The 22,383-nt window shown below is 62.2% G+C and carries 21 protein-coding genes and 1 pseudogene; 6 read left to right on the top strand and 16 right to left on the bottom strand.

Annotated elements, in window-relative coordinates; translation table 11 throughout:
* Nucleotides 1–60: 60 nt before the first annotated feature.
* Nucleotides 61–2,799: a DNA polymerase I gene (gene polA, locus R3E82_23095; GenBank protein MEZ5553782.1), complete on the bottom strand. Its 2,739-nt coding sequence runs from the start codon at nucleotides 2,797–2,799 to the stop codon at nucleotides 61–63.
* 59 nt (nucleotides 2,800–2,858) lie between these two features.
* Here polA and R3E82_23090 point away from each other — a divergent pair, with 59 nt between their 5' ends.
* Both R3E82_23090 and R3E82_23085 read left to right on the top strand, forming a co-directional pair.
* The gene (locus R3E82_23090; GenBank protein MEZ5553781.1) at nucleotides 2,859–3,206 is read left to right on the top strand and encodes a DUF2782 domain-containing protein; all 348 of its coding nucleotides are present in this window, start codon (nucleotides 2,859–2,861) and stop codon (nucleotides 3,204–3,206) included.
* Between the two features lie 84 nt (nucleotides 3,207–3,290).
* Nucleotides 3,291–4,271, top strand: coding sequence for a homoserine kinase (locus R3E82_23085; GenBank protein MEZ5553780.1), 981 nt, complete (start codon nucleotides 3,291–3,293; stop codon nucleotides 4,269–4,271).
* Between the two features lie 509 nt (nucleotides 4,272–4,780).
* On the opposite strand, the gene R3E82_23080 is transcribed toward R3E82_23085, so the two are convergent.
* From R3E82_23080 to R3E82_23010, 15 genes and pseudogenes are all read right to left on the bottom strand, one after another.
* Nucleotides 4,781–5,440 (bottom strand): SCO family protein, encoded by a 660-nt coding sequence (locus R3E82_23080; protein ID MEZ5553779.1) that lies wholly within the window; start codon nucleotides 5,438–5,440, stop codon nucleotides 4,781–4,783.
* On the bottom strand, nucleotides 5,437–6,363 hold the full coding sequence (gene cyoE, locus R3E82_23075) for a heme o synthase (protein MEZ5553778.1): 927 nt from the start codon (nucleotides 6,361–6,363) through the stop codon (nucleotides 5,437–5,439). The genes R3E82_23080 and cyoE overlap by 4 nt, the downstream gene beginning before the upstream one ends.
* A gap of 57 nt (nucleotides 6,364–6,420) precedes the next feature.
* Complete coding sequence (locus R3E82_23070) at nucleotides 6,421–6,966, bottom strand: hypothetical protein (protein MEZ5553777.1); 546 nt, start codon at nucleotides 6,964–6,966, stop codon at nucleotides 6,421–6,423.
* Nucleotides 6,959–7,663: an SURF1 family protein gene (locus tag R3E82_23065; GenBank protein MEZ5553776.1), complete on the bottom strand. Its 705-nt coding sequence runs from the start codon at nucleotides 7,661–7,663 to the stop codon at nucleotides 6,959–6,961. Before R3E82_23065 ends, R3E82_23070 begins: the two co-directional genes overlap by 8 nt.
* Nucleotides 7,664–7,743: 80 nt before the next feature.
* Nucleotides 7,744–7,956, bottom strand: a pseudogene (locus tag R3E82_23060) (twin transmembrane helix small protein).
* Nucleotides 7,957–8,101: 145 nt separating this feature from the next.
* A complete protein-coding gene (locus R3E82_23055) occupies nucleotides 8,102–9,016 on the bottom strand; it encodes a cytochrome c oxidase subunit 3 (GenBank protein MEZ5553775.1) in 915 nt (304 codons plus the stop codon).
* A gap of 85 nt (nucleotides 9,017–9,101) precedes the next feature.
* Nucleotides 9,102–9,707 (bottom strand): cytochrome c oxidase assembly protein, encoded by a 606-nt coding sequence (locus tag R3E82_23050; protein MEZ5553774.1) that lies wholly within the window; start codon nucleotides 9,705–9,707, stop codon nucleotides 9,102–9,104.
* A gap of 17 nt (nucleotides 9,708–9,724) precedes the next feature.
* Entirely contained in the window at nucleotides 9,725–11,338 is a 1,614-nt protein-coding gene (gene ctaD, locus R3E82_23045) for a cytochrome c oxidase subunit I (GenBank protein MEZ5553773.1), read from the bottom strand.
* A gap of 18 nt (nucleotides 11,339–11,356) precedes the next feature.
* The gene (gene coxB, locus R3E82_23040; protein MEZ5553772.1) at nucleotides 11,357–12,412 is read right to left on the bottom strand and encodes a cytochrome c oxidase subunit II; all 1,056 of its coding nucleotides are present in this window, start codon (nucleotides 12,410–12,412) and stop codon (nucleotides 11,357–11,359) included.
* 647 nt (nucleotides 12,413–13,059) lie between these two features.
* Nucleotides 13,060–13,374 carry a YheV family putative metal-binding protein gene (locus tag R3E82_23035; protein MEZ5553771.1) on the bottom strand — a complete coding sequence of 105 codons (315 nt, stop codon included), beginning with the start codon at nucleotides 13,372–13,374 and terminating at the stop codon, nucleotides 13,060–13,062.
* Nucleotides 13,371–14,207, bottom strand: coding sequence for a shikimate dehydrogenase (gene aroE / locus R3E82_23030; protein MEZ5553770.1), 837 nt, complete (start codon nucleotides 14,205–14,207; stop codon nucleotides 13,371–13,373). Before aroE ends, R3E82_23035 begins: the two co-directional genes overlap by 4 nt.
* Complete coding sequence (locus R3E82_23025) at nucleotides 14,207–14,815, bottom strand: L-threonylcarbamoyladenylate synthase (protein MEZ5553769.1); 609 nt, start codon at nucleotides 14,813–14,815, stop codon at nucleotides 14,207–14,209. Before R3E82_23025 ends, aroE begins: the two co-directional genes overlap by 1 nt.
* A 35-nt stretch (nucleotides 14,816–14,850) precedes the next feature.
* The gene (purE, locus tag R3E82_23020) at nucleotides 14,851–15,345 is read right to left on the bottom strand and encodes a 5-(carboxyamino)imidazole ribonucleotide mutase (protein ID MEZ5553768.1); all 495 of its coding nucleotides are present in this window, start codon (nucleotides 15,343–15,345) and stop codon (nucleotides 14,851–14,853) included.
* 64 nt (nucleotides 15,346–15,409) lie between these two features.
* Nucleotides 15,410–16,426 carry a DNA-processing protein DprA gene (dprA, locus tag R3E82_23015; GenBank protein MEZ5553767.1) on the bottom strand — a complete coding sequence of 339 codons (1,017 nt, stop codon included), beginning with the start codon at nucleotides 16,424–16,426 and terminating at the stop codon, nucleotides 15,410–15,412.
* A gap of 259 nt (nucleotides 16,427–16,685) precedes the next feature.
* Entirely contained in the window at nucleotides 16,686–17,759 is a 1,074-nt protein-coding gene (locus R3E82_23010) for a LysM peptidoglycan-binding domain-containing protein (protein MEZ5553766.1), read from the bottom strand.
* A gap of 269 nt (nucleotides 17,760–18,028) precedes the next feature.
* On the opposite strand from R3E82_23010, the gene def reads away from it, so the two are divergent.
* Genes def through trkA form a run of 4 tightly spaced genes read left to right on the top strand, consistent with a single transcriptional unit; the run spans nucleotide 18,029 to nucleotide 22,374 of the window.
* Nucleotides 18,029–18,532, top strand: a complete 504-nt coding sequence (gene def, locus R3E82_23005; protein ID MEZ5553765.1) for a peptide deformylase — start codon at nucleotides 18,029–18,031, stop codon at nucleotides 18,530–18,532.
* A 4-nt stretch (nucleotides 18,533–18,536) separates the two neighbouring features.
* Nucleotides 18,537–19,631 (top strand): methionyl-tRNA formyltransferase, encoded by a 1,095-nt coding sequence (gene fmt, locus R3E82_23000; GenBank protein ID MEZ5553764.1) that lies wholly within the window; start codon nucleotides 18,537–18,539, stop codon nucleotides 19,629–19,631.
* Nucleotides 19,618–20,988 carry a 16S rRNA (cytosine(967)-C(5))-methyltransferase RsmB gene (rsmB, locus tag R3E82_22995; protein ID MEZ5553763.1) on the top strand — a complete coding sequence of 457 codons (1,371 nt, stop codon included), beginning with the start codon at nucleotides 19,618–19,620 and terminating at the stop codon, nucleotides 20,986–20,988. Before fmt ends, rsmB begins: the two co-directional genes overlap by 14 nt.
* A 12-nt stretch (nucleotides 20,989–21,000) precedes the next feature.
* The gene (trkA, locus tag R3E82_22990; GenBank protein MEZ5553762.1) at nucleotides 21,001–22,374 is read left to right on the top strand and encodes a Trk system potassium transporter TrkA; all 1,374 of its coding nucleotides are present in this window, start codon (nucleotides 21,001–21,003) and stop codon (nucleotides 22,372–22,374) included.
* The last annotated feature ends 9 nt before the right edge of the window (nucleotides 22,375–22,383 follow it).

Below are 22,383 nucleotides of genomic sequence, written 5' to 3'. Positions count from 1 at the left end.
ATCTGGCCAGGGACGGCGTGCGGATGAAGAGTGATTCTGCAGAATCACTCTTCAAGCAAACTAATGAGCCTCATCCCAGTTCGCCCCGACCCCCACATCCACCACTAAAGGCACCGCCAGTTCCGCTGCGGCCGACATGCGATCGGTCACCCCGGCGATCAGGCCCTCGACAGCAGATTCCGCCACCTCGAACACCAGTTCATCGTGAACCTGCATGATCATCAGCGCATCCAGCCCGGATGACGGCAGCCAGGCATGCACGCTGATCATCGCGCGCTTGATGATGTCCGCCGCCGTGCCCTGCATCGGGGCGTTGATGGCCGTGCGCTCCGCGCCCTGACGCCGCTGCACATGGCGACTGGTGATATCCGGAAGGTAGAGGCGCCGGCCGAACACGGTTTCCACATAACCCTGGTCATGCGCCAGCGCCCGGGTTTCCGCCATGTACTCGGCCACACCCGGATAGCGGGCGAAGTAGCGATCGATGTAGTCCTGGGCCAGGGTCCGGGAGATACCCAGATTGCGCCCGAGGCCGAAGGCCGACATGCCGTAGATCAGCCCGAAGTTGATGGCCTTGGCGTTGCGGCGCTGATCGGCGGTGACATCTTCGAGCTTCTCGCCAAAGACTTCCGCGGCGGTAGCCTGATGGATGTCCTGATTGTTGGCGAAGGCCGTCCGCAGACCCTGGTCTCCCGACAGATGCGCCATGATGCGCAGCTCGATCTGGGAATAGTCCGCGGCAACGATGCGCCGACCCGGCGGTGCCACAAAGGCCTGGCGGATCCGCCGACCTTCCGCTGTGCGAATGGGAATGTTCTGCAGATTGGGATCCGTGGACGACAGCCGACCGGTTGCCGCCACCGCCTGATGATAGGAGGTATGCACCCGGCCGGTTTTCTGATTGATCTGCAGCGGCAGCTTGTCGGTATAGGTGGACTTCAGTTTCGCCAGACTGCGGTACTCGAGAATCACCCGGGGCAGCTCGTAATCCCGGGCGAGGTCCTGCAGCACCGGTTCCGCGGTGGATGGCTGACCCTTGGGTGTTTTCTTCAGCACCGGGAGTCCGAGGCGTTCGTAGAAGATTTCCTGGAGCTGTTTGGGCGAATCCAGATTAAAGGTACCGCCCGCGAGGTCATGGGCCTGGGCGGTCAGCGTACCCAGCCGCTCGGCCAGCTCCCGGCTCTGGTCGGCGAGCAGCCCGCCATCGATGAGCGTACCGCGCCGCTCCATTCCGGAGAGCACCGGTATCAGGGGCATCTCGATATCCCGGAACACGCGCACCAGGGATTCGGTGGGTGCAAGCTTCGGCCACAGGGTGTGGTGCAGTTGCAGGGTCACATCCGCATCTTCCGCCGCATAGTCGCTGGCCTGCTCGAGGGGCACCTGATCGAAGGTGAGCTGCTTGGCGCCCTTCCCGGCAACATCCTGGTAGGTGATGGTGTCCCGCTGCAGATACTTCTTCGCCAGATCGTCCATGTTGTGACGGGTGGCGACGCTGTCGAGCACATAGGATTCGAGCATGGTGTCGAATTCGACACCGGCGATGTTCACCCCGTAGCGCGCCAGCACATTCATGTCGTATTTCAGGTTCTGGCCGATTTTCTTTGTCGAAGCGTCTTCGAGCAGCGGCTTCAGCAGGGCCAGGGCGGTCTCGAGGTCGATCTGCTCCGGTGCCCCGGCATAGCGGTGTCCGACTGGAACATAGGCCGCCTTCCCCGCCGCCCGGCTGAAGGAAAAGCCGACCAGCTCGGCATCCATGTAGTTGAGACTGGTGGTTTCGGTATCAAACGCGAAAATGCCCGCCTTGCGCAGCCCGGCCAGCCAGACCTTCAGACCTTCAACATCCAGCACACAGTCGTAATCCACTGGCGCTCCAGTATGGACCGCCCCACCGGCGCCCCCGGCTGCGGATCCCGCTGCCACTGCGCCGGCGCCCGCCGCGGCAGCCCCCACACCGAGTTCGGCCAGCCAGGTCTTGAATTCGTACCGCTCGAACAGCGCCACCAGCGCAGATTCGTCCGGCTTGCGCGGCACCAGATCCTCGATGCTCAGATCCAGCGGCACATCGCATTTTATTTCGGTGAGCTGCCGCGACAGGGGCAGATGGCCCAGACTTTCCCGCAGGTACTGGCCGATCTTGCCTTTGAACTCGTCCGCCGCCGCCATCACCGCATCGAGGGTCTGGTACTCGGCAAGCCACTTGGCCGCCGTCTTCGGTCCGACCTTGGGAACCCCTGGGATGTTATCCACCGTATCGCCGGTCAGGGCCAGGAAGTCGATGATCTGCTCAGGATGCACGCCGTATTTTTCAAACACGCCGGCCCGATCCAGCCGGGTGTCTGTCATGGTGTTCACCAGAGTCACGTGCTCGGTCACCAGCTGGGCCATGTCCTTGTCGCCGGTAGAGATCACCGTGTCACGTTGCGCGCTCGTCGCCTGGCGGGCCAGGGTGCCGATCACATCGTCGGCCTCCACATTTGGCACCACCAGCACAGGCAGCCCCATGGCGCGGATGATCTGGTGGATGGGTTCGATCTGCTCACGCAGATCGTCGGGCATCGGCGGTCGGTTACCTTTGTAGTCCGGATAGAGCTCATCCCGGAAGGTTTTACCCTTGGCATCGAAAACCACCGCAATCGGACTGCCTTCATAGTCCTTGGCCAGCTTGCGCAGCATCGAGATCACCCCGCGCACCGCCCCGGTGGAGGTATTGTCCGACGTCCGCAGGTCGGGCATCGCGTGATAAGCCCGGAACAGGTATGAAGACCCGTCCACCAGCACCAGTGGTTTATCCGCCATGTGTTTTGCCTTGCCGCCCCGAATGGTTCACCATTCTACTTGAAGGTAAGGACGCATCGATGCGGCATCTAACTGCACAACACCCACGGCCCCGGCTCATCCGCCACGCACACCGCATATCGGGGCGCCGGCTGCCGGGTTTCGCCCTTCTCAGCGCCTGTTTACTTTTCCCCGCCGCCGGCTGGTCGGCGGAGTCCGTGGACATCCGCGGCCCGGATGTCACCATCATCGCCGAAGAAGAACGCACCGTATTCGAATACCGCCAGGGCGGCGTGCTGCGCATGGTGCGCGTCGTACCCAACTGGGGAAAGCCCTACTACCTGGTACCCCGCGACCAGACCACCGGTGAGACAGATCTGGAGCGCGCCGAAACCCTGATCCCCAGCTGGGTGATCGTGGAATTCTGATGAGCGGCCATCGCTTATGCATGCCGGTTCGCAATGAATGCACGGTTACAACGACCGCAAGGTCAGCTTGAACGCTCGGTCAGCATGAACGCCATTACCAGACTCGATGTGCTGGACCTGGAAGACACCATCGCCCGCTACGGTATCGGCGAACTGGTGAGCTACCGACCGGCCGCCAACGGCATCGAGAACTCCAACTATTTCCTCCGCACCCTCACCCGGGGCCGCGAACGGGAGTTTGTGCTCACCGTGCTGGAGCAGGCTTCCAATGCGGGTACTGCGTTCGTTCCTCTGTTAGATCTGTGTATCGAATCCGGACTGCCTGTCCCCGGCATACTGCGCAATCTGGCCGGTGAGCCCTTCGAAGTCTTCGAGCATAAGCCGGTGGTGCTCGCCCCTCGACTGCCCGGGCGCCACGTCTACAACCCGACCCTGCGCCAGGTCGAAGCCCTGGCACGCTTCATCGGGCGATTTCATGTCGCGACCGCAGGATGGTCCCAGACAGTACCCGCTCATCCCCGCAGAACCGACTGGCTCAAACACCACGCCCAGCTCACCCGGGGTTATCTGCCCTATCTGTCGTCCAGGCTGCTGGATGAGACGGTCAAGGAGGTGACCTCACTGCTTGCACGCCACGATGTTCAGTCCCTGCCGAAAGGCGTCATCCATGCAGACCTGTTCCGCGACAACGTGCTCTTCAACGAGCGGGGCTTGAGTGGTGTGCTGGATTTTCACCACGCATCGGAAGGATTTCTGCTCTATGACCTGGCAGTGGCCGCCAACGACTGGTGCACGGACGCCAGCGGTCTGCTCGATGAAGAGCGCACCCTGCGCCTCATCCGCACCTACCACCAGATCCGACCCCTGTCCCGTGCGGAGCTGTGTTTCTTCTCCGCCTTCGCCCTCTACGCCGCCCTCGCGTTCTGGCTGTCCCGTCTTGCGGTCGCCGCCAGACGCGATGAAACCGGCGCCGTGCGTTTCAACAATCCGGAAGAGTTCCAGCGCATCGTGCAGCAGCATCGCGCCCACTTTCTCTATCTGGACGAGCGCATGCTCGAAGCCTGATTTCGCCGCCTGTTGAGCGGTCTGTTATCAGAGCTGTTAGAGAGGCTGGGGTGGAGAGGGGGGTGTGACGGACCTACGCTCGGGCCCTCCGGGCTACCCTCCGTTGACGGACTTGCCTCGCGTGAGGCACGCGAGTCAATCCGTCGCCCTCGGCCTCGCTCCACGGTCCGTCACACCCCCCACTCCACCCCACCTTCGCGATCGATCCGAGACAGGCGGTCGGGGCAGCGACGACATGAGCGTTTCGGAAGTCGAGCAGGACCCACAGTCAATCGATCCCCCCTGCGCCAGCCAGACACACAGACACGAAACTCGGAAAGATTTACCTGGCGTGGGTGAGAACCCGTGTCCCCGGGCCGTGTAGCGAGGCCGAGTACGGCGTTTTGACTCGTGTTCCTACGCGAGGCAAAACGCCACACGAGGGCACAGCGGAGCTGCCGAGCGAGGCCCGGGGACACGGGTTCTCACCCGCGCCCTGATCAACCTCATTCCGAAATTCTGAGCTGAGATTAAAAGCGCGCCTGCAACGACCGAAAGGTCGCCAGCACATTCTCCGCCGTCTGGGGATATTTGATGAAACCGTGGTAATGACCACGGGGATTGATGATCACGATGTTGGCCGAGTGATCCACATCATAGCTGTCGGTCAGCACTTCTCCTGCCTCATCGCGTCGAGGCACCTTGGCGAACGCCACATTGACCTGATCGGCGAAAACAGCCAGCGCCTGGGGCTCGCCCCGCACACCGAGGAAGTCGGCGGAGAAGGCGCTTACATAGCGGCCGAGGGTTTCGGCGTCGTCCCGTTCCGGATCGACCGAGACCAGCACACCCTGGAACAGGCCCGCCAGCTCCGCATCCGCTGCAGCCAGCGTCCGATAAGCCTGGCCCATGACCGCCATAGTGGTGGGGCATATGTCCGGGCAGTTGGTAAAACCGAAGAAGGCAAACGTCCAGCGTCCCTGCAGATCGTCCAGATCAAATGCCGCACCGGTGTGCGTGTTCAGCTCGAAGGGCGTGATCTCCCGCGGCCTGGGCAGGATGAAGGTGCCCACCGCACGCAGCTCTTCTTCGGTCAGGGTGGGGGTGCGGGTCACACTGTTGACAAACAGCCCCACCACCACCGCGATGAAGAAAATGCACAGCGCAACCGTGGTGCGGACAGGTGTCACGTGCCGGACGCGGTCCCGACAAATCCGGTACCGATGCCGGCCACAACCAGGTAGTGATCCACCAGCAGCAGGGTAAAGAGTGCGATCAGGTAAACGATCGAGTACTTGAAGGTTTCCATCGGTGCGGCCGGATTGCGGTTGCGCAGCAGCACCACCGCCCAGTAGATGAACCCGGCACCCAGCGCCAGGGCACCCGCCAGATAGAGCAGCCCGCTCATGCCGATCACGAAGGGCAGCAGACTGCCGGCGAGGAGAATCAGTGTGTACAGAAAGATCTGCAGGCGCGTGTGCGACTCGCCGTGTGTGACCGGCAGCATGGGTACACCGGCGGATGCGTAGTCCGCCTTGCGGTCCAGCGCCAGCGCCCAGAAGTGCGGCGGGGTCCAGGCGAAGATGATGAGCACCAGCAGCAGCGCACCGGGCTCGATGCTGTTGCTCACCGCCGCCCAGCCAAACAGCGGCGGCGCGGCGCCGAACAGGCCACCGATCACGATGTTCTGGGGTGTGGCTCGCTTCAGAAAGAGGGTATAGATCAGGCCATAACCCACCCAGGAGGCCAGGTTCAGCCAGGCAGTCAGGGGATTGACCAGAAAATACAGCATCGCCATGCCCGAGACGCCAAGCAGGGCGGAAAACGCGACGCCCTGAAGGAGATCCACCCGGCCCGTGGCGACAGGACGGGCCCGGGTCCGGTCCATGCGGGAGTCTATCTCGGCATCCGCAATGTGGTTCACCACCGCGGCGGATCCTGCCACCAGCCCGATGCCGGTCAGGCCGAACACCAGCACCGGCCAGGGCACCATGCCCGGCACCGCCAGAAACATTCCGACCAGTGCGCAGAGCAGCATCAGCAGCACCACGCGGGGCTTGGTCATTTCCAGATAATCGCGCCAGCCGGCGCGGCTGATGGTCAGTTCACTCACTTTTTTCGCTGGGGTGGTTTGTGCGGGCCGCTAGTCTACGCAAGGCGGCCTCAGGTTTCATCCAATCTGGGACAGCTTGAGCAGACGTTTCAGATCTTCCAGCACCGGCTTCCCGGCATCGGCAAGGGGATACCAGAACACCAGATTACCGATCGGATCCACCACATAGACGCCCGTCTTCAGTGCCTCCAGATTGCCCTGCAGGTGCCGCAGTTTCGGAAATTCCGCCAGTACCCCGGGCGCTGGCGAGCCCTGCTGAGTAACCAGACCCCGCTGCACCCGGGCAGCATCCTTGGCCAGCAGCACGTGCAGCTGACGCAGCTGCAGCACCGCATCGGCACAGCCGCTGTCGCAGGATTCCCGGGCCACCACCCACAGCCACCAGGTTTCACCCGTGCTGAGCACCTGGCCTTCCGAATCTTCCAGCTGCAGCTCGGCCAGGGTCAGTGCGGGCTGCACGAATTCGCCATGGTTCACCGTGCCCCAGACACCGCCACTGCGCGCACCGTAAAACAGCGCCGATGCGCCAGCCAGAGTTAATCCGGCAATACCGAACAGGGCCACCAGCTGCAGCCGGTTGCGTCGTTTCAAACCTTCATCCATCTTTTCTGAATCCAAATATCAGATAACCGATTGCCAGAGCCGCACTGAGCCCCAGCCACTGCGCAGCGTAGCCGAGGTGTTTTGCCGGCGTCACCACCAGCTCCAGCCTGGCTGGCACGAAGACACCCGGTGAGCCCCGCTCGAGTCGCACCTCCAGCGGCGTGGTGCGCTCGATCAGGCCGGCCATCCGCGTCACATCGAGGCGCTGCACCCGCTTCGGCCAGTGCTCCGGCCAGTCGTCGGGTTTCAGCAGCGGTGGCAGACCGAGTTCCGGCCAGATCACGCCGACAATACTCACCCGACCCTCAGGGACGGTAACGCCCGGCAGCCGCTCTCGGGATTGTGGTGCTGGCACCCAGCCACGATTGATCAGCCAGCGCCGGTCATCCTCCGTCTCAAACACACCAACCACCTGATAGCCAACCTGGCCGTCCTGAATCTGATTGTCGATGAGGAAGTAGCGCACCGGATCATAACGGCCGTCGAGGCGAACCCTCAGGAAGTCCCCCTCCGCGCCTTCGAGGGCAGCCGCTGCAGGCACAACGGGCATCTCGCCGAGGCGCTGGTAGTAGCGATCCTCATACACACGTTTCTCGTCTGCCCGATCGAGCTGCCACAGACCCAGACTCAGCACCAGTGGCAGCATGAGCACCGTGAACAGCGTCATTTTCCAACCCGGATGCCAGCGCCTGCTCATGACACGAGTCCTGCTCAGTCCGGGACGGGCTCCACAGGCGCCGTCTCCCCGGGTGCGGCTTCCGGATGCCGCTCGGCATGCCAGGGTGCATTACTGCCCAGACGCAGCTGGCCGGAGTAGAAGCCGTAGAAGATCGTACCGAGCAGCGCTGCCGCCAGGGTAATGCGCACGCCGAGCGCATGCAGGGTGCGGCGGGAGTCAGGCTTCCCGGTGTCCTTGAACAGAAACACCAGTCCGCTGAACAGACTCACCAGCACCCCGATGAGCAGCACGACGATGATGGTCTTCAGCAGCAACAGGCCCGATCCTCACCCGGTATAGCCCGGATTTCAGCAGGCGCCTCCTGGAAGCGCCCCGTAGAAAGTAAAAGGCGGGCTCCATGGCCCGCCTCCTGTTCGATGTGCGAGTTCCACGGGCCCTCGGCCGTGGAAGAGACCGCTACATCACATAGACGAAGATAAACAGGCACACCCACACCACATCCACGAAGTGCCAGTACCAGGATGCGGATTCGAACCCGAAACAGTCCTCGGGTTCAAAATGCCCTTTGAACGCCCGCAGCAGCTGAATCAGCAGGATGAATGTCCCGAGGGTGACGTGGAAGCCGTGGAAGCCCGTGAGAATGAAGAAGGTGGATCCGTAAATGCCGCTCGAAAGGGTAAGTCCGAGCTCGTTGTAGGCGTGGATGTATTCTTCCGCCTGCAGGGCAAGGAACATCACTCCGAGCAGCACCGTCAGTCCCAGCCAGCCCAGCAGCTTGCCGCGCGCTCTGTCTTTGATCGCCGTGTGGGCGAAGTGCACGGTCACGCTGGAGGACAGCAGAATCACCGTGTTCCAGAAGGGCAGATAGGACGCCCAGCTCAACACACCGGGTGCCGCCATACTCTCGTGTGGATTGGCGAACCGACTCGGATCCGGATTGTTGACCACCGGCCATTCCGGCGTGAACTCCGGCCACAGGTAGTCTCCCGTGAGGCCCTTGTCACCTTCGCCACCGAGCCAGGACACGGCAAATTCCCGCGCATAAAAAAGCGCGCCAAAGAAGGCGGCAAAGAACATCACTTCAGAGAATATGAACCAGCCCATGCCCCAGACATAAGAGCGCTTGAGCTGGGCATTGGCCAGGCCCTGATGATTTTCTTCAATGACCTTCGCGAACCAGTAGAAAAGCACAACGCCGAGAATCGCTCCGCCAATATACATCGGCGCAACACTGCCAGGTTCACCCGCCTTGATGGCGTTGAGCCAGAAGCCCAGGCCGCCGAGCAGACAGGCCACTCCCGCCGCTACACCAATCGGATACCAGCCGTTATGGGGAATGTAGTAGACCGATTGATCGCTCTGACTAGCCATTGGATGTGTCTCCAGTTCTCTGCAATTCTTTTTTCATGCGTCCTGTCTGTATCGTCTCAGGCGCTGTTCTATCTGTGTTCCGCAATCAGTCGCCGTTGTTGCCACTGCCCGGGAGCGCAGCCTGCCCGGAGAGCTCAGTCACATCGAAGAGTGCATAACTCAGCGAGATCGACTGCACCGACTTCGGCAGGCTGGCATCCACCACAAAGCGCATCGGCATCTCCATCACCTCGCCGGGTTCGAGCACCTGGGAGTTGAAGCAGAAGCATTCCGTCTTGTGAAAATAATCGGTTGCCGAAAGCGGTACCAGAGAGGGCACAGCCTGGCCCACCATGCGCCGGCTGGTCGTGTTCTTCACATAGAACATGGCTTCGTTGAGTTCGCCCGGGTGCACGCGCACCCCGCCTTTCTCGGACCAGAATTCCCAGGGCATTCCGCCATTGGCATTGGTGATGAAATTCACCTTCACCAGCCGGTTGCGATCGATACGTGTTTCGGCCGCATCGAAGGCATAGGCGCCGCCCGTGCGGCCACCAAGTCCGGTGATATCGCACAACAGGTCATACAACGGCACCAGCGCAAACCCGAAGGCGGACATGCCGACCACGATCAGGCACAGCTTCGCGACTGTACGCCTGATCGGTACACCCGCCTGGGTGTTCTGACTCTTCATGTCCTGCCGTGTATCCATCTATGCCCGGACCCGCCTTACGAGTGCGCCTCTGCATCGGTGATCTTCGGCGGGTGGGTGAAGCTGTGATAGGGCGCCGGTGAGGGAATCGTCCACTCCAGGCCGTGTGCACCTTCCCAGACCCGATCCGTGGCCGGCCTGCCGCTGCGGATGGCCTTGATCACCACATAAAGGAAGAACACCTGGGAGAAGCCGAAGATGTAGGCGCCGATCGACGACACCATATTGAAATCGGCGAACTGCAGCGCGTAGTCGGGTATCCGCCGCGGCATGCCGGCCAGGCCCGAGAAGTGCTGTGGAAAGAAGGTGACGTTCACACCGATGAAAGACAGCCAGAAGTGCAGCTTGCCCAGTGTCTCGTCGTAATAGCGTCCACACCACTTCGGCAGCCAGTAGTACACGGCAGCGATGATCGAAAACAGCGCGCCCGGCACCAGCACGTAGTGGAAGTGCGCGACCACAAAGTAGGTGTCGTGATACTGATAGTCGACAGGCGTGATGGCGAGCATCAGCCCGGAGAATCCACCGATGGTGAAAAGCACCACGAAGGCGATCGCAAACAGCATGGGGGTTTCGAACGTCATCGAACCTCGCCACATGGTCGAGACCCAGTTGAATACCTTCACTCCGGTGGGCACCGCAATCAGCATGGTCGAGTACATGAAGAACAGCTGACCGGCCAGCGGCATACCCACGGTGAACATGTGGTGCGCCCACACGATGAAGGAAAGGAAAGCGATACTGGCCGTGGCGTAGACCATCGAGTCGTAACCAAACAGCGGTTTACGCGAGAAGGTCGGAATGATCTGGGACACCACGCCGAACGCCGGCAGAATCATGATGTACACCTCGGGATGCCCGAAAAACCAGAAGATGTGCTGGAACATTACCGGGTCGCCACCACCCGCGGCATTGAAGAAGCTGGTGCCGAAGTGGATGTCGAACAGCATCATGGTGACCGCACCGGCGAGGACCGGCATCACTGCCAGCAGCAGGTAGGCGGTGATCAGCCAGGTCCACACGAACAGCGGCATCTTCATCAGGGTCATGCCCGGGGCGCGCATGTTCAGAATGGTGGCGATGATGTTGATCGATCCCATGATCGATGAGGCACCCATCATGTGCACACCGAAGATGAAGAAGGTCACCGTCTCCGGCGCATAGGTTGTGGACAGCGGTGCATAAAAGGTCCAGCCGAAGTTCGGGCCGCCGCCTTCCATGAACAGGGTGGAAATCAGCAGCGCGAAGGCGAAGGGCAGGATCCAGAAAGACAGGTTGTTCATGCGCGGCAGCGCCATATCCGGCGCGCCCACCATCATCGGCACCAGCCAGTTCGCCAGGCCCACAAAGCCGGGCATGATTGCGCCGAACACCATGATCAGGCCATGGTTGGTCGTCATCTGGTTGAAGAATTCCGGCTGCACGAACTGCAGGCCAGGCTGGAACAGTTCAGCGCGGATGATCAGCGCCATCACCCCACCGATGAGGAACATGGTGAAGCTGAACCACAGATACAGCGTGCCGATGTCCTTATGGTTGGTGGTGAACAGCCAGCGCGCCAGACCTTTGGCAGGTCCGTGATCGTGGTGATCATCGTGGGAATCGTGGTGTGTCTCTACGACTTCGCTCATTGCTCGTCCGCCTTCTGCTTACTGTTGCCCGGACATGAATTCGATCACGTCCCGGGGTTGGGTAATGTCACCGGTGCTGTTGGTCCAGGCATGACGCTCGTAATGGGTGACCGCCGCAATCTGCGCGGCATCGAGCTGTCGGCCGAAAGCCTGCATTGCGGTGCCCGTCTTACCATTGACGATGATGTCCAGGTGCGCATCACGCGGACCGATGGCGATCGCGCTGCCGTCGAGCGCCGGGAACACCGGGGGAATGCCTTTGCCGTTTGCCTGGTGGCAGGAGGCACAGAAAGTCGCATAGACCTGCTCTCCCTGCACCATCAGTTCTTCTTCAGTGAAGGTTTTCGACAGGGCTTCCTTACGGACCTGCTCGGCGCTCACCTGCTGTGCATACCAGGCGTCGTACTCCGCCTGAGGCAGCGCCTCCACGACAATGGGCATGAACCCGTGGTCCTTGCCGCACAGCTCGGTGCACTGACCGCGATAGATGCCCGGTTCCGGCACGATGGTCCAGAGTTCGTTCAGCATGCCCGGCACTGCATCACGCTTGATGCCGAAGTCCGGCACCCACCAGGCGTGGATCACATCTTCAGCGGTGATCAGAAACCGCACCTTGCGGTCCACCGGAATGCGCAGCGGGTTGTCCACCTCCAGCAGGTAGTACTCGCCCTTGGCCTGACGGTTATCGATTTCGTCTCTCGGGGTGGACAGGTTGGAGAAGAAACCGAAAGTGCTGTTGAAGTCCTCGTCCAGGTACTTGTACTGCCACTTCCACTGATAGCCGCGCACTTCGACCACCATGTCTTCACCGCCGGTGTCGTACATGGCAACCAGAGTCTGCGTAGCCGGCCAGGCGCACATGATGAGAATAAGGGTGGGAATGAGCGTCCAGCCGATTTCCAGCCTCGTGCTCTCGTGGAACTGCGCCGCGACGTGTCCGGCGGATTTCCGATGGTGGATGACCGACCAGAACATGGCGCCGAACACTACGATGCCAATCACCACGCAGATCCAGAAAAGGAACATATGCAGGTCATACACTGAGTTGCTGATCTCGGTGACGCCACGACGCATGTTCAGCTCGTCTGCCACCGCGCCAAACGCCAGCGTGGCAAGCACACCTGCGAGACCCCACCGGGTCATCTGCCTTGTTTTTCTCACTTCGGTCTTCACCTCGGTCTTCACCTATATACCTGTGTGCTTCTCTCAGGCACCTTATATCAGGTCCCTTTTGTCGGGCCACTTTTCCTGAGCCGACTCAGTCTTTACTCAAACGCCTGAACCGAAAGGTCCGGGCGGGTGAGCTGCCCTGTCATACCTGTCGGAAGCAGAGTTTGAGAAACAGGAGGAAAAGCCCGCCGTTCGCCTGCCAGCGAGATTTTCCTTCTGCCATCGCAATCTTTGAGCCCGATCCCCGATCCCCGATCCCCGATCCCCGATTACAAGTCGACTTCCACACCGCGGGCTCGACGGTGGTTTGTCCCGGTCCGTATTGCTCAGATCCTGTTGTGTATCTGCTCTATCGCCGATGCTGCGGCGAATCTATCACCGCTGCTGTGGCTCGAAACCGAACCTCGACTCGCTGCGCCTGGCTCCTGCTATCCCCGGGTAGCCCGCTGAACCGGCGGCGGCAATTATACTGTGGCGCATCAATAACACAACAAAACCCAACGGAACTACTAGGTTTTCAAGGTGTTAGCCAGATACCTCGCGATCCGACCTCAGCCCCGCCGCGGATCGATGATGCGCACCGGATCTGCAGGTGTGGCGGGATCTTCAGCCGGCCGTTTCAGCCCACCGTCGAGGCGGGTTCGCGGCGCGCCGGCCCCCGCCACCGGCTTCTCATCGATAAACCCACAGTTCACGCAGCGACGGTATTCCTTCCCGGGTCCACGCCCGGCGGAGGATCGCCCGGCGGACGCGTCGTCGGCACCGGGGTCCGCCGGTTCCACAGGGTGCAGCGTCTCCACCACCAGGCGATCCGTTTCGCCGCACTCGGGACACACCGCTCCTGCAATGAAGCGCCTGCGGCTCAAGTTGATCCATCCTCTCTCAGTGCAGTCAGCACGGGCCCGGTTTCCGGGCGCACACCCCGCCACAGCTCGAAAGCCAGCGCTGCCTGTTCCACCAGCATGCCCAGCCCATCGACCGCGACACGGGCCCCGGCCCTCCGAGCCCAGCGGCAGAAAGCCGTCTCAGCGCCATAAACCATGTCGTAGCAGAGGGCACCCCTGGCCAGCGCCGGGTCAATGGCCGGTGCCTGATCATCGAGACCGGCAGAGCTTGCGTTGATGACCAGATCAAAGGCACCCGAAGGCGCTTCCAGACCACCGCCGGAAACTTCCAGACCCGGTATCTGAGCGCTCAGTGCCGCAGCGATCTGTCCGGCGCGCTCCGGGGTCCGATTGGCAATCACCAGCCGGCTGGCCAGCGCCCTGGCCAGCGGCCGGGCCACACCCCGGGCCGCGCCACCGGCACCCAGCAGCAGAATGTTCAGTTTCACCCCGGACCTGACATGGCGTCCAAGGTCGGCGACCAGCCCCGGACCGTCGGTGTTGAAGCCCTCCAACGCTCCGCCCGGGAGCAGTCGTATCGTATTCACCGCGCCTGCAAAGCGCGCGTCTTCGTCCAGTTCGTCCACCCAGGCCGCAGCTTCGAGCTTGAACGGCACGGTTACATTCAGGCCCCGGCCACCGGCTGCGAAAAACCCAGCTGCCGCTTCCCGAAAGCCATCCAGCGGTGCGAGCAGACGGTCGTACTGCAGGCGCTGGCCGGTCTGCTCTGCGAACAGGCTGTGAATGCGCGGCGACAGGGAATGGCCGATCGGGTTGCCGATTACCGCGTAGCGGTCTGTCCCGGGTGTTGCCATCAGTGCCGGACCGCGCCTGCAGATTCCCGCAGGGTGGCACCTTCCGGGGTGCGGATTGCACTGGGTCCCCGCAATCCCAGCACCTCGCCCGGAAGCATGTAGTCGACGGCAGGTTCGGATCGGCTGGCGAAGCGCAGTGCCTGCCAGCGATTACCCGCAGGCTTCTGTCCGCCCGCATTGGCGGAAGTGGAAACCAGGGGGCCGCCGAAGCCCGCAGCCAGCGCGCGCGCCTGGGGATGACCCGGTACCCGCACCGCGACCGTTTCGTGTTCACCTGTGATCCACGCCGGGAACCGCTGTTGCGGCAGAATCCAGGTTACGGCGCCGGGCCAGGTGGCTTCGATCCGCGTGCGCGAAGCCGGGTCGACCAGCAACAGCTCCGGCTCGAAACAGTCGGCTGTGGACCCGATCAGAATCAGTCCCTTGTTGACGGGGCGTCGCTTGATCGCCAGCAGGCGCGTAACAGCGCGCGCATTGAAGGGGTCGCAGGCGAGACCCCATACGCCTTCTGTAGCGTGGAGCACGATGCCGCCCGATCGCAGAACGCGCACCGCCACTGTAATGTGCCAGCCACCCGCCGTGCAGGCAGGACCGGTCCCGGCAGGCATCGGACCTGGGGCGGCGGCGCTGGACGGATGCGCGCTCACAGTTCCTTTTGCAGCGCCTCGTTCTGCTCCGCGATCTTCTGCTGATTTGCCTCCCGGTCGGCGATCAGCCGTTTGCCCAGCGCTGCATCCGACAGCGCCAGCATCTGGGCGGCCAGATAACCCGCATTCTTCGCTCCAGCCTTACCCACGGCAACCGTGGCCACCGGGATACCGCCGGGCATCTGCACGGTGGACAACAGTGCATCGAATCCCGCCAGTGGGCCGGCGTCGATCGGCACACCAATCACGGGCCGGGTGGTGTGCGCGGCAACTGCGCCGGCCAGGTGCGCGGCCATGCCTGCGCCGCAGATGAACACAGCACAGTCTCTGCTTACCGCATCGGCAACATAGGCTGCCGTCTGTGCAGGCGTGCGATGTGCAGAGCTGACCCGAACTTCATAGCGGATGCCGAGGCTCTCCAGCACTTCGCTGGCACTGCGCATGGTGGGCCAGTCGTTTTTCGATCCCATCAGAATGGCGACAAAACTCATACTTACTCCAGGTCGGATGTCTTTCAGGCGTCTACCGGAACGACGGTGTGCCTCACCGGGCGACTCAGGAAGGCCGGCGAATATACCCCTCACCGCTGCGAGCGACAAACCCCTCAAGCTCGAGCTCGGTGATCGCCACAGCAATCTCCTGGGTGGCCAGATTCAGGCGGGCGCCGAGCTGGTCGGTGTCCAGCGGACCGGGACCGAGCAGCTCGAGGATGCGCTGTGCGTTCCTGCTCAGCGCGGCCCTGATACCGTCTTCGAAACGCTCCGGTATCTGGTCGCTGATCAGCCCCAGAGCATCGAAGACATCCGCCGCACTTTCCACCAGCGCAGCACCCTGACGCAGCAGCCGGTGACAACCCGCATTGCCATTCAGCCCTGCCGCACCCGGTACCGCCATCACTTCCCGACCCTGCTCGAGGGCACAACGCGCAGTAATCAGCGAACCGCTGCGCAGCGAAGCCTCCACCACGATGACCCCGGCACTCAGTCCGCTGATGAGGCGGTTGCGTTCAGGAAAGTGGTGCGGCAGCGCGGAGCGCGCCAGCGGGTACTCGCTGAGCAGACCCCCACCTGCCTCCAGTATCCGTCGTGCCAGGCCCAGGTTGGACACCGGCGCGATGCGCTCGAGCCCGCTGCCCAGCACCCCGACAGTAGCACCTTGCGAAATCAGGGCACCGCGATGCGCGGCGCTGTCAATGCCCAGCGCCAGGCCACTGACGATGACAGCACCTCGAGCCGCAAGATCTGCTGCGAGCTGTTGCGCAAACTGCAGACCGTAAGCGCTGGCACGCCGGGTCCCGACGATGGCGATTGCGGGTCTGTTCAACAGCTCGGTGTTGCCCTGGTAGTGGAGAATCAGCGGCGGATCCGGAATGCTGCCGAGGCGCGCCGGATACTCCGGACTGTCCTGAACGAGGAGGGCGACTGCGCTCTGAGCGCAGAGATGCAGCAGATTGTTCACCAGCAACGGACCACGCAGCGGCTGCAGGCGGGACAAAGCCGTCCACGCATCGCCGTGCTCGGCCAGCAGTCGCGCCAGCGCTGCCCGGGACCTCTGTTCTGACAGGATGGCCAACGCAGCCGCCCGACGGTCAGAATCCGCAGCAGCCCGCTTGAGACGGCTCACAGAATACTTAACACCCCGCTGCTCTGAATTCCTGAGGCAGGCGATGTTAAATCCTCTGGTCGAAGGGCGTTGTAAGCCAGGCGCGCGAGGGTGCTGCAGTGCATGCCATGCCGGCATGTGCGTCGGCGCACACGCTGAAAACGGCAGGTAGAGGGGTTACCGTCGAAAACGGTCACCCTCATAAAAGTTGCGGATTAAAAGTTGCGGATTAAGGGTTGCGGATTTCGTCTCCGACTTCCAGAGGTCGCTCGGTGGCCAGAACCAGAGCGTAAGCCAGCTTCTCGAAGGTGCGGAACACCATCATGATCCCGGCACGCTCGCTCGGCAGCTGCACCATCTGTTTCGCGATCCGGTCCCGGGCCAGTTCGCCCTTCTTGTAGATGGCGAACACGTTCCCGACTTTCAGCATTTCCCGCTCACCGCGGTTGATCACCACCACGTCGTACTGACCGACCTGGGTCACACCGCCGAACACCGAAATGATCTCACCCCGGATCGACTGGGAGGGTGCGCTCGGGAAAAAGGTCGAGTCGACCCGGCGCTCTTCGGTCGGCAGTACACGGTCACCAATCTGAACTTCTTCCCGGGTATCACTCATGATCATGGTGGCAATATCCGCCTCCTGACCGACCACCTGACCGAGTCCGATGTAGGTTGCTTCGCGACCCAGCACCTCATTCGTCTGCGGATCGACGTAAAGCGGGCCCCGCCGCACCAGGTTGAAGCTTTCGCTTTCCGGCAGCAGACCGCGGATATAGAGCCGGTCACCGGCGCCCAGAATCAGCCGCTCGCTTTCACCCTGCACGACATAAGGCGCATTCGAGAGTACCTCGGGATCCACAACCCGGTTCTGCACCAGGAATCCCTGAATGGCATCGAGGCGGATGGCCGGGATCGCAGACTCCAGGGGCTCGTAACGGATCTCAGGATGCAGCGTCTCGGTGTCTGAAGGCGTCATGCGCACGGTGCGTCCGGCGTCACCGCGCTCCAGCATGAGTCGAGGCTGACCATCGATATAAACCAGCGCGATGCGGTCACCGGGATAGATGAGATGCGGATTTTCGATCTGGGGATTGTTGCGCCACAGTTCGGGCCACAGCCAGGGCCGCTGCAGAAATTTTCCGGAGATGTCCCAGAGCGTGTCGCCCTTTACCACTGTGTAGACGTCCGGGTGATCGGCCTTGAGATATTGACTCAGATCCCCGGTCGCACTCCATGCCAATGCGGCAATGCTGACAGCCAGACCGAGCAGGACCTGGCGTAAGGTGCGCATCTTCCTCATCGTTGACGTTCCTTTTCTTTTCACGACTGCGAAATCTGCAGCCGGGTAGCTTATCCTTACCGACGAGCCTTCATTCTTCGTTCGCATCCGACTTCATCTGCAGCCGGCAGATGGCGTAAAAGGCGCGCACTCGGTCGAAACCTGAAGAAAAACTTTATAGACTTCACAATCTTAGCAGCCCGAATTAGACCAATACTAGAGATAGATCACACCGATGTGCACCCCGCTGGCACCCTTAACTGAGACTGGCTGAGCATCGCCGATTCATTATGGCCATACTGCAGATTCTCGAATACCCGGATCCCCGCCTGCGCACCAGGGCGAGCGCCGTTGCTCATGTGGATGACGGCCTGCGCGACTTTATCGACAGCCTGTTTGAAACCATGTACGCCGCACCAGGCATCGGCCTCGCAGCCAGTCAGGTGAATGTCCACAAACGCATCATCGTCGTGGATGTCTCGGAAAACCGGGATGAGCCGCACGCTTTCATCAATCCTGAGCTGACCCTGCTCGGGGAGCGGATCGAGACGGAAGAGGGTTGTCTTTCCGTGCCGGGCTTCTATGAACCGGTGATCCGTTCGGAGCGGGTCCGGGTTGAGGCACTGAATCGGGAAGGTGCCCCCATTTCCCTGGAGCTTGACGGGATGCTGGCGGTCTGTGTCCAGCACGAATGCGACCATCTCGAGGGCAAGCTGTTCGTCGACTACCTTTCCAACCTGAAGCGCTCGCGGATTCGCAGGAAGCTCGAAAAGCAGCACAGAGAGCGCGCCTGAGTCTGTGAGTGCCCCACTTCGTCTGGGTTTCGCGGGGACACCGGCATTTGCAGCCACCATTCTTGAGCGACTGCTCGGTGCAGGTTTCCCCGTTCATCTGGTCCTCACCCAGCCGGATCGTCCCACCGGTCGCGGCCGCAAACTCCAGCCCAGTCCCGTCAAGGTGCTGGCCCAGAGTCACAACATCCCGTTGCGGCAGCCGTCGTCTCTGCGGCGTGAATCTCTCGTCGACGACCGCCTCGATGTCCTGATCGTCGCCGCCTATGGTCTGCTGCTTCCCGCACACATTCTCACCGCCCCCCGCCTGGGCTGCGTCAACGTGCACGCCTCGCTGCTGCCCCGCTGGCGCGGCGCGGCTCCGGTGGAGCGCGCCATCATGGCCGGGGATGAGACGACCGGGGTCTGCATCATGAGGATGGATGAAGGGCTGGATACCGGACCGGTCTATGCGCGGGTGGAACTGCCCATCGCTGCGGACATCAGCGGCGGCGAGCTCGAAACCGAGCTGGCAAAGCTGGGTGCGGAGCTGCTGATCGACGTCCTGCCCCGGCTCGAGACCCTGATGCCCCAGCCTCAATCCGAAGTGGGCGCTAACTACGCGCGTAAGCTCAGTCCGGCAGACAGCCGTGTCGACTGGCAGCGCAGTGCCTGGGAAATCGAGCGGCAGATCCGGGCCATGAGGGACCGCGCCCCGGTCACGCTGTTCGGCGTCCGGTCCGACACAATCCGGCCCGCTGAACCGGCAGGCCCGACTCCGGGTGCGAGGCCCGACCGCAACGCGGTGCTGCGCATCCGGCTGCTGGCAGCGGCGGTCCTGGACACTGCGCCACTGGAAACGACGGCGCAGCGCGGGGCACCAGCGGAGACCAGCACATCCGCGCCTGTCGAGCCAGGTACCCTCACAGCCACAGACGGACAGCACATCGACGTACGTTGTGGCAGTGGCCTGCTGCGCATCACCCGGGTACAGCTCGATCGAGGCAAGGGCCGGCCGCTCGACGCCCGCAGTGCCCTCAATGGCTTCGGAGAATACTTTACACCCGGTGCACGCCTACTGGCCGCAGACCCGACGGCGGATACCGGACATGGCGGACGCTAACGAGCGCGCCCAGGCAGCCCGCCTGCTGGAAGCGGTGATCTGCCAGCATCAAACAACCGACCAGTCATTCGGTAACCAGACGGTTACTTCCCTGGTCAGCGAGCTGGTCTACGGCACGCTGCGACACTACTTCTCCCTCACCGAGGCGCTCGACCGCCACCTCAGCCGCCCCTTGAGAAGCAAAGACCAGGACCTGTACTGCCTGATGTTAGTAGGCGCTTACCAACTCAGGCATTTGCGGATTCCGGCCCACGCAGCCGTCCATGCGACGGTCGACGGGTGCCGGACACTGCGCAAACCCTGGGCGGCAAAACTGGTGAACGCAGTGCTCCGGGCGATGGCTGCAGAAGCGTCGGCGGCCGAGCCGGAGTCCGCACAAAACGAACGATCGTTTGAGTTACCCGATTGGCTCAAAGCCCGCCTGGAGGCGGAATATGGCGGTCGCGCCCCGGCCCTCATGGGGGGCCTCCTCAAGCGGGCGCCCATGTGCCTGCGCGTCAATCAGACACGCACAAGTGTCACCGATTACACCACCCGGCTGAACGAAGCAGGGATTGCGCATCGCCCGGGCTGGATGCCCGAAAGTCTGTACCTCGAAGTGCCGGTGCCCGCCAGAAAGCTCCCCGGCCTGGCGTCCGGGGAGGTGAGTATCCAGGATGCCGGGGCGCTGTTTGCCTGTGGTCTCCTCACCAGGCCTCATGCCGCCAACCCCTATGCCCCCGATCTGCAGACCGCCGACCACCGACCGCCGTCAGGCGAAGCACAGGACATCCTCGATGCCTGCGCGGCGCCAGGCGGCAAACTCTTCCATCTCGCAGAGGCATGCCCCGACGCCAGCCTGTGGGGAGTTGAGCTGAGCAGGTCGCGCCTGGAACACCTCCGCACCGAGGCCAGGCGCCTCGGTCACAATCAGGTCAACCTTATCGAAGGAGATGCCACGGAACAGACCTGGTGGCCGGGCCAGGCCTTCGACGCCATTCTCCTCGACGCCCCCTGCAGCGGCACCGGCACCCTGCGCCGTCATCCCGATATCAAAATACTGCTGGCACCCGAACGGCTGACCGAATACGCCGGTCTGCAGAGCGCCCTTCTGCGCAATCTCTGGCAGATGCTCCGACCGGGTGGGGTGCTCGTGTACTGCACCTGTTCACTGCTCGAAGCGGAAAACGATGCAGTGATCGGCGCCTTTCTCGCAGAAACCGCCGATGCTGCGATCGCGCCCTTTGCACTGCCAACCGGAATTCCGACCCGCCACGGCTGGCAGTTACTTCCCGGCATCGAGCCGCCGGCGGCGCCGGCCCTGAGCACGGATGGTTTTTATTACGCCCGCCTCTTCCGTCGGCACAAAGCGGGGTAAGATGCGCCCCCAATGAAAATACTCATCATCGGCGCCGGCAAAGTCGGCGGCACACTGGCTGAAAATCTCGCGAGCGAAAAGTTCGACATCACTTTAGTCGACAGCAATGTGGTCGCCCTTGAAGAGCTGCGCAACAAGATAGATATCCAGACCGTCGCCGGTCATGGCTCCCATCCTGACGTGCTGCGCAGGGCGGGTGCGGACGACGCCGATATGCTGATCGCGGTGACCTCCAGCGACGAGGTCAACATGGTGGCCTGCCAGGTCTGCTACTCGCTGTTCCGCACGCCGACCAAGATCGCCCGTATCCGCTCCACCAGTTATCTCACCCGGGAGGGTTTTTTCAGCAAAGAGCACATGCCCATCGATGTGCTGATCAATCCGGAAGTGGTCGTGACCACCAACATCCGCCAGCTGCTCGAACACCCGGGCGCGCTGCAGGTGCTCGACTTCGCCGATGGCCGTGTGCAGCTGGTTGCTGTGAAGGCCTACTACGGCGGTCCGCTCGTCGGGCAGGAACTCAGCTTCTTAAGAGAGCATGTGCCTAACGTGGAGATGCGGGTCGCCGCAATCTTCCGCCGCGGCAAAGCCCTGATCCCGAAGGGCAACACGGTAATCGAGGCGGACGACGAGGTCTTCTTCATCGCGGCCTCTGAACACATCAATGCGGTGATGGCCGAGCTGCGCCGGGTGGAGCGGCCCTTCAAACGGATCATGATTGCCGGCGGCGGCAATATCGGCACCGCTCTGGCGAAGGCGATCGAGCCCTACTTTTCGGTGAAGGTGCTGGAGCTGAACGCACAGCGCTGCGAAGAACTTGCCGAGATTCTCGACAGCACTGTGGTGTTGAACATGGACGTCACCGACCGGGAGATGCTCCTCGAGGAAAACATCGAACAGTGCGACGCTTTCTGCGCAGTGACCAACGACGACGAGGTCAACATCATGTCGTCGCTGCTCGCCAAGAAACTGGGCGCGCGCCAGGTCATCACCCTGATCGGCAAACCGGCCTATGTGGATCTGGTGCAGGGCGGTGAAATCGATATTGCGATATCGCCCCAGCAGGCAACCACCAGTCAGCTGCTCACCCATGTACGCAAGGCTGACGTGGTGCAGGTGCACAGTCTTCGCCGCGGCGCCGCCGAGGCCCTTGAGGCCATCGCCCACGGCGATCCTAAGAGTTCCAAAGTGGTTGGCCGCGCCCTGCGGGACATCGATCTGCCAGAAGGCTCTTCGATCGGGGCAATCGTGCGCGGCGGCGAAGTGATCATCGGACACGACGATGTGGTGATCGAGTCTGAGGACCACGTGATTCTGTTCCTCACGGACAAAAAGCAGGTGAGCGCAGTCGAAAAACTTTTCCAGGTCGGCCTGACCTTTTTTTAGGCAACCACC

The organism is Pseudomonadales bacterium (assembly GCA_041395945.1).
Taxonomy (GTDB): domain Bacteria; phylum Pseudomonadota; class Gammaproteobacteria; order Pseudomonadales; family Azotimanducaceae; genus SZUA-309.
Note: the sequence above shows the minus strand (reverse complement) of the source record. Positions and strands in the feature narration are given on the sequence as shown.

Excerpts from the sequence above, each read along its gene's own strand:
- polA (MEZ5553782.1), bottom strand. The coding sequence starts at position 2,799 with ATGGCGGATAAACCACTGGTGCTGGTGGACGGGTCTTCATACCTGTTC.
- R3E82_23090 (MEZ5553781.1), top strand. The coding sequence starts at position 2,859 with ATGCGGCATCTAACTGCACAACACCCACGGCCCCGGCTCATCCGCCAC.
- R3E82_23085 (MEZ5553780.1), top strand. The coding sequence starts at position 3,291 with ATGAACGCCATTACCAGACTCGATGTGCTGGACCTGGAAGACACCATC.
- R3E82_23070 (MEZ5553777.1), bottom strand. The coding sequence starts at position 6,966 with ATGGATGAAGGTTTGAAACGACGCAACCGGCTGCAGCTGGTGGCCCTG.
- R3E82_23065 (MEZ5553776.1), bottom strand. The coding sequence starts at position 7,663 with ATGAGCAGGCGCTGGCATCCGGGTTGGAAAATGACGCTGTTCACGGTG.
- R3E82_23055 (MEZ5553775.1), bottom strand. The coding sequence starts at position 9,016 with ATGGCTAGTCAGAGCGATCAATCGGTCTACTACATTCCCCATAACGGC.
- R3E82_23050 (MEZ5553774.1), bottom strand. The coding sequence starts at position 9,707 with ATGGATACACGGCAGGACATGAAGAGTCAGAACACCCAGGCGGGTGTA.
- ctaD (MEZ5553773.1), bottom strand. The coding sequence starts at position 11,338 with ATGAGCGAAGTCGTAGAGACACACCACGATTCCCACGATGATCACCAC.
- coxB (MEZ5553772.1), bottom strand. The coding sequence starts at position 12,412 with ATGCGTCGTGGCGTCACCGAGATCAGCAACTCAGTGTATGACCTGCAT.
- aroE (MEZ5553770.1), bottom strand. The coding sequence starts at position 14,207 with ATGGCAACACCCGGGACAGACCGCTACGCGGTAATCGGCAACCCGATC.
- R3E82_23025 (MEZ5553769.1), bottom strand. The coding sequence starts at position 14,815 with ATGCCTGCCGGGACCGGTCCTGCCTGCACGGCGGGTGGCTGGCACATT.
- purE (MEZ5553768.1), bottom strand. The coding sequence starts at position 15,345 with ATGAGTTTTGTCGCCATTCTGATGGGATCGAAAAACGACTGGCCCACC.
- R3E82_23010 (MEZ5553766.1), bottom strand. The coding sequence starts at position 17,759 with ATGAGGAAGATGCGCACCTTACGCCAGGTCCTGCTCGGTCTGGCTGTC.
- def (MEZ5553765.1), top strand. The coding sequence starts at position 18,029 with ATGGCCATACTGCAGATTCTCGAATACCCGGATCCCCGCCTGCGCACC.
- rsmB (MEZ5553763.1), top strand. The coding sequence starts at position 19,618 with ATGGCGGACGCTAACGAGCGCGCCCAGGCAGCCCGCCTGCTGGAAGCG.
- trkA (MEZ5553762.1), top strand. The coding sequence starts at position 21,001 with ATGAAAATACTCATCATCGGCGCCGGCAAAGTCGGCGGCACACTGGCT.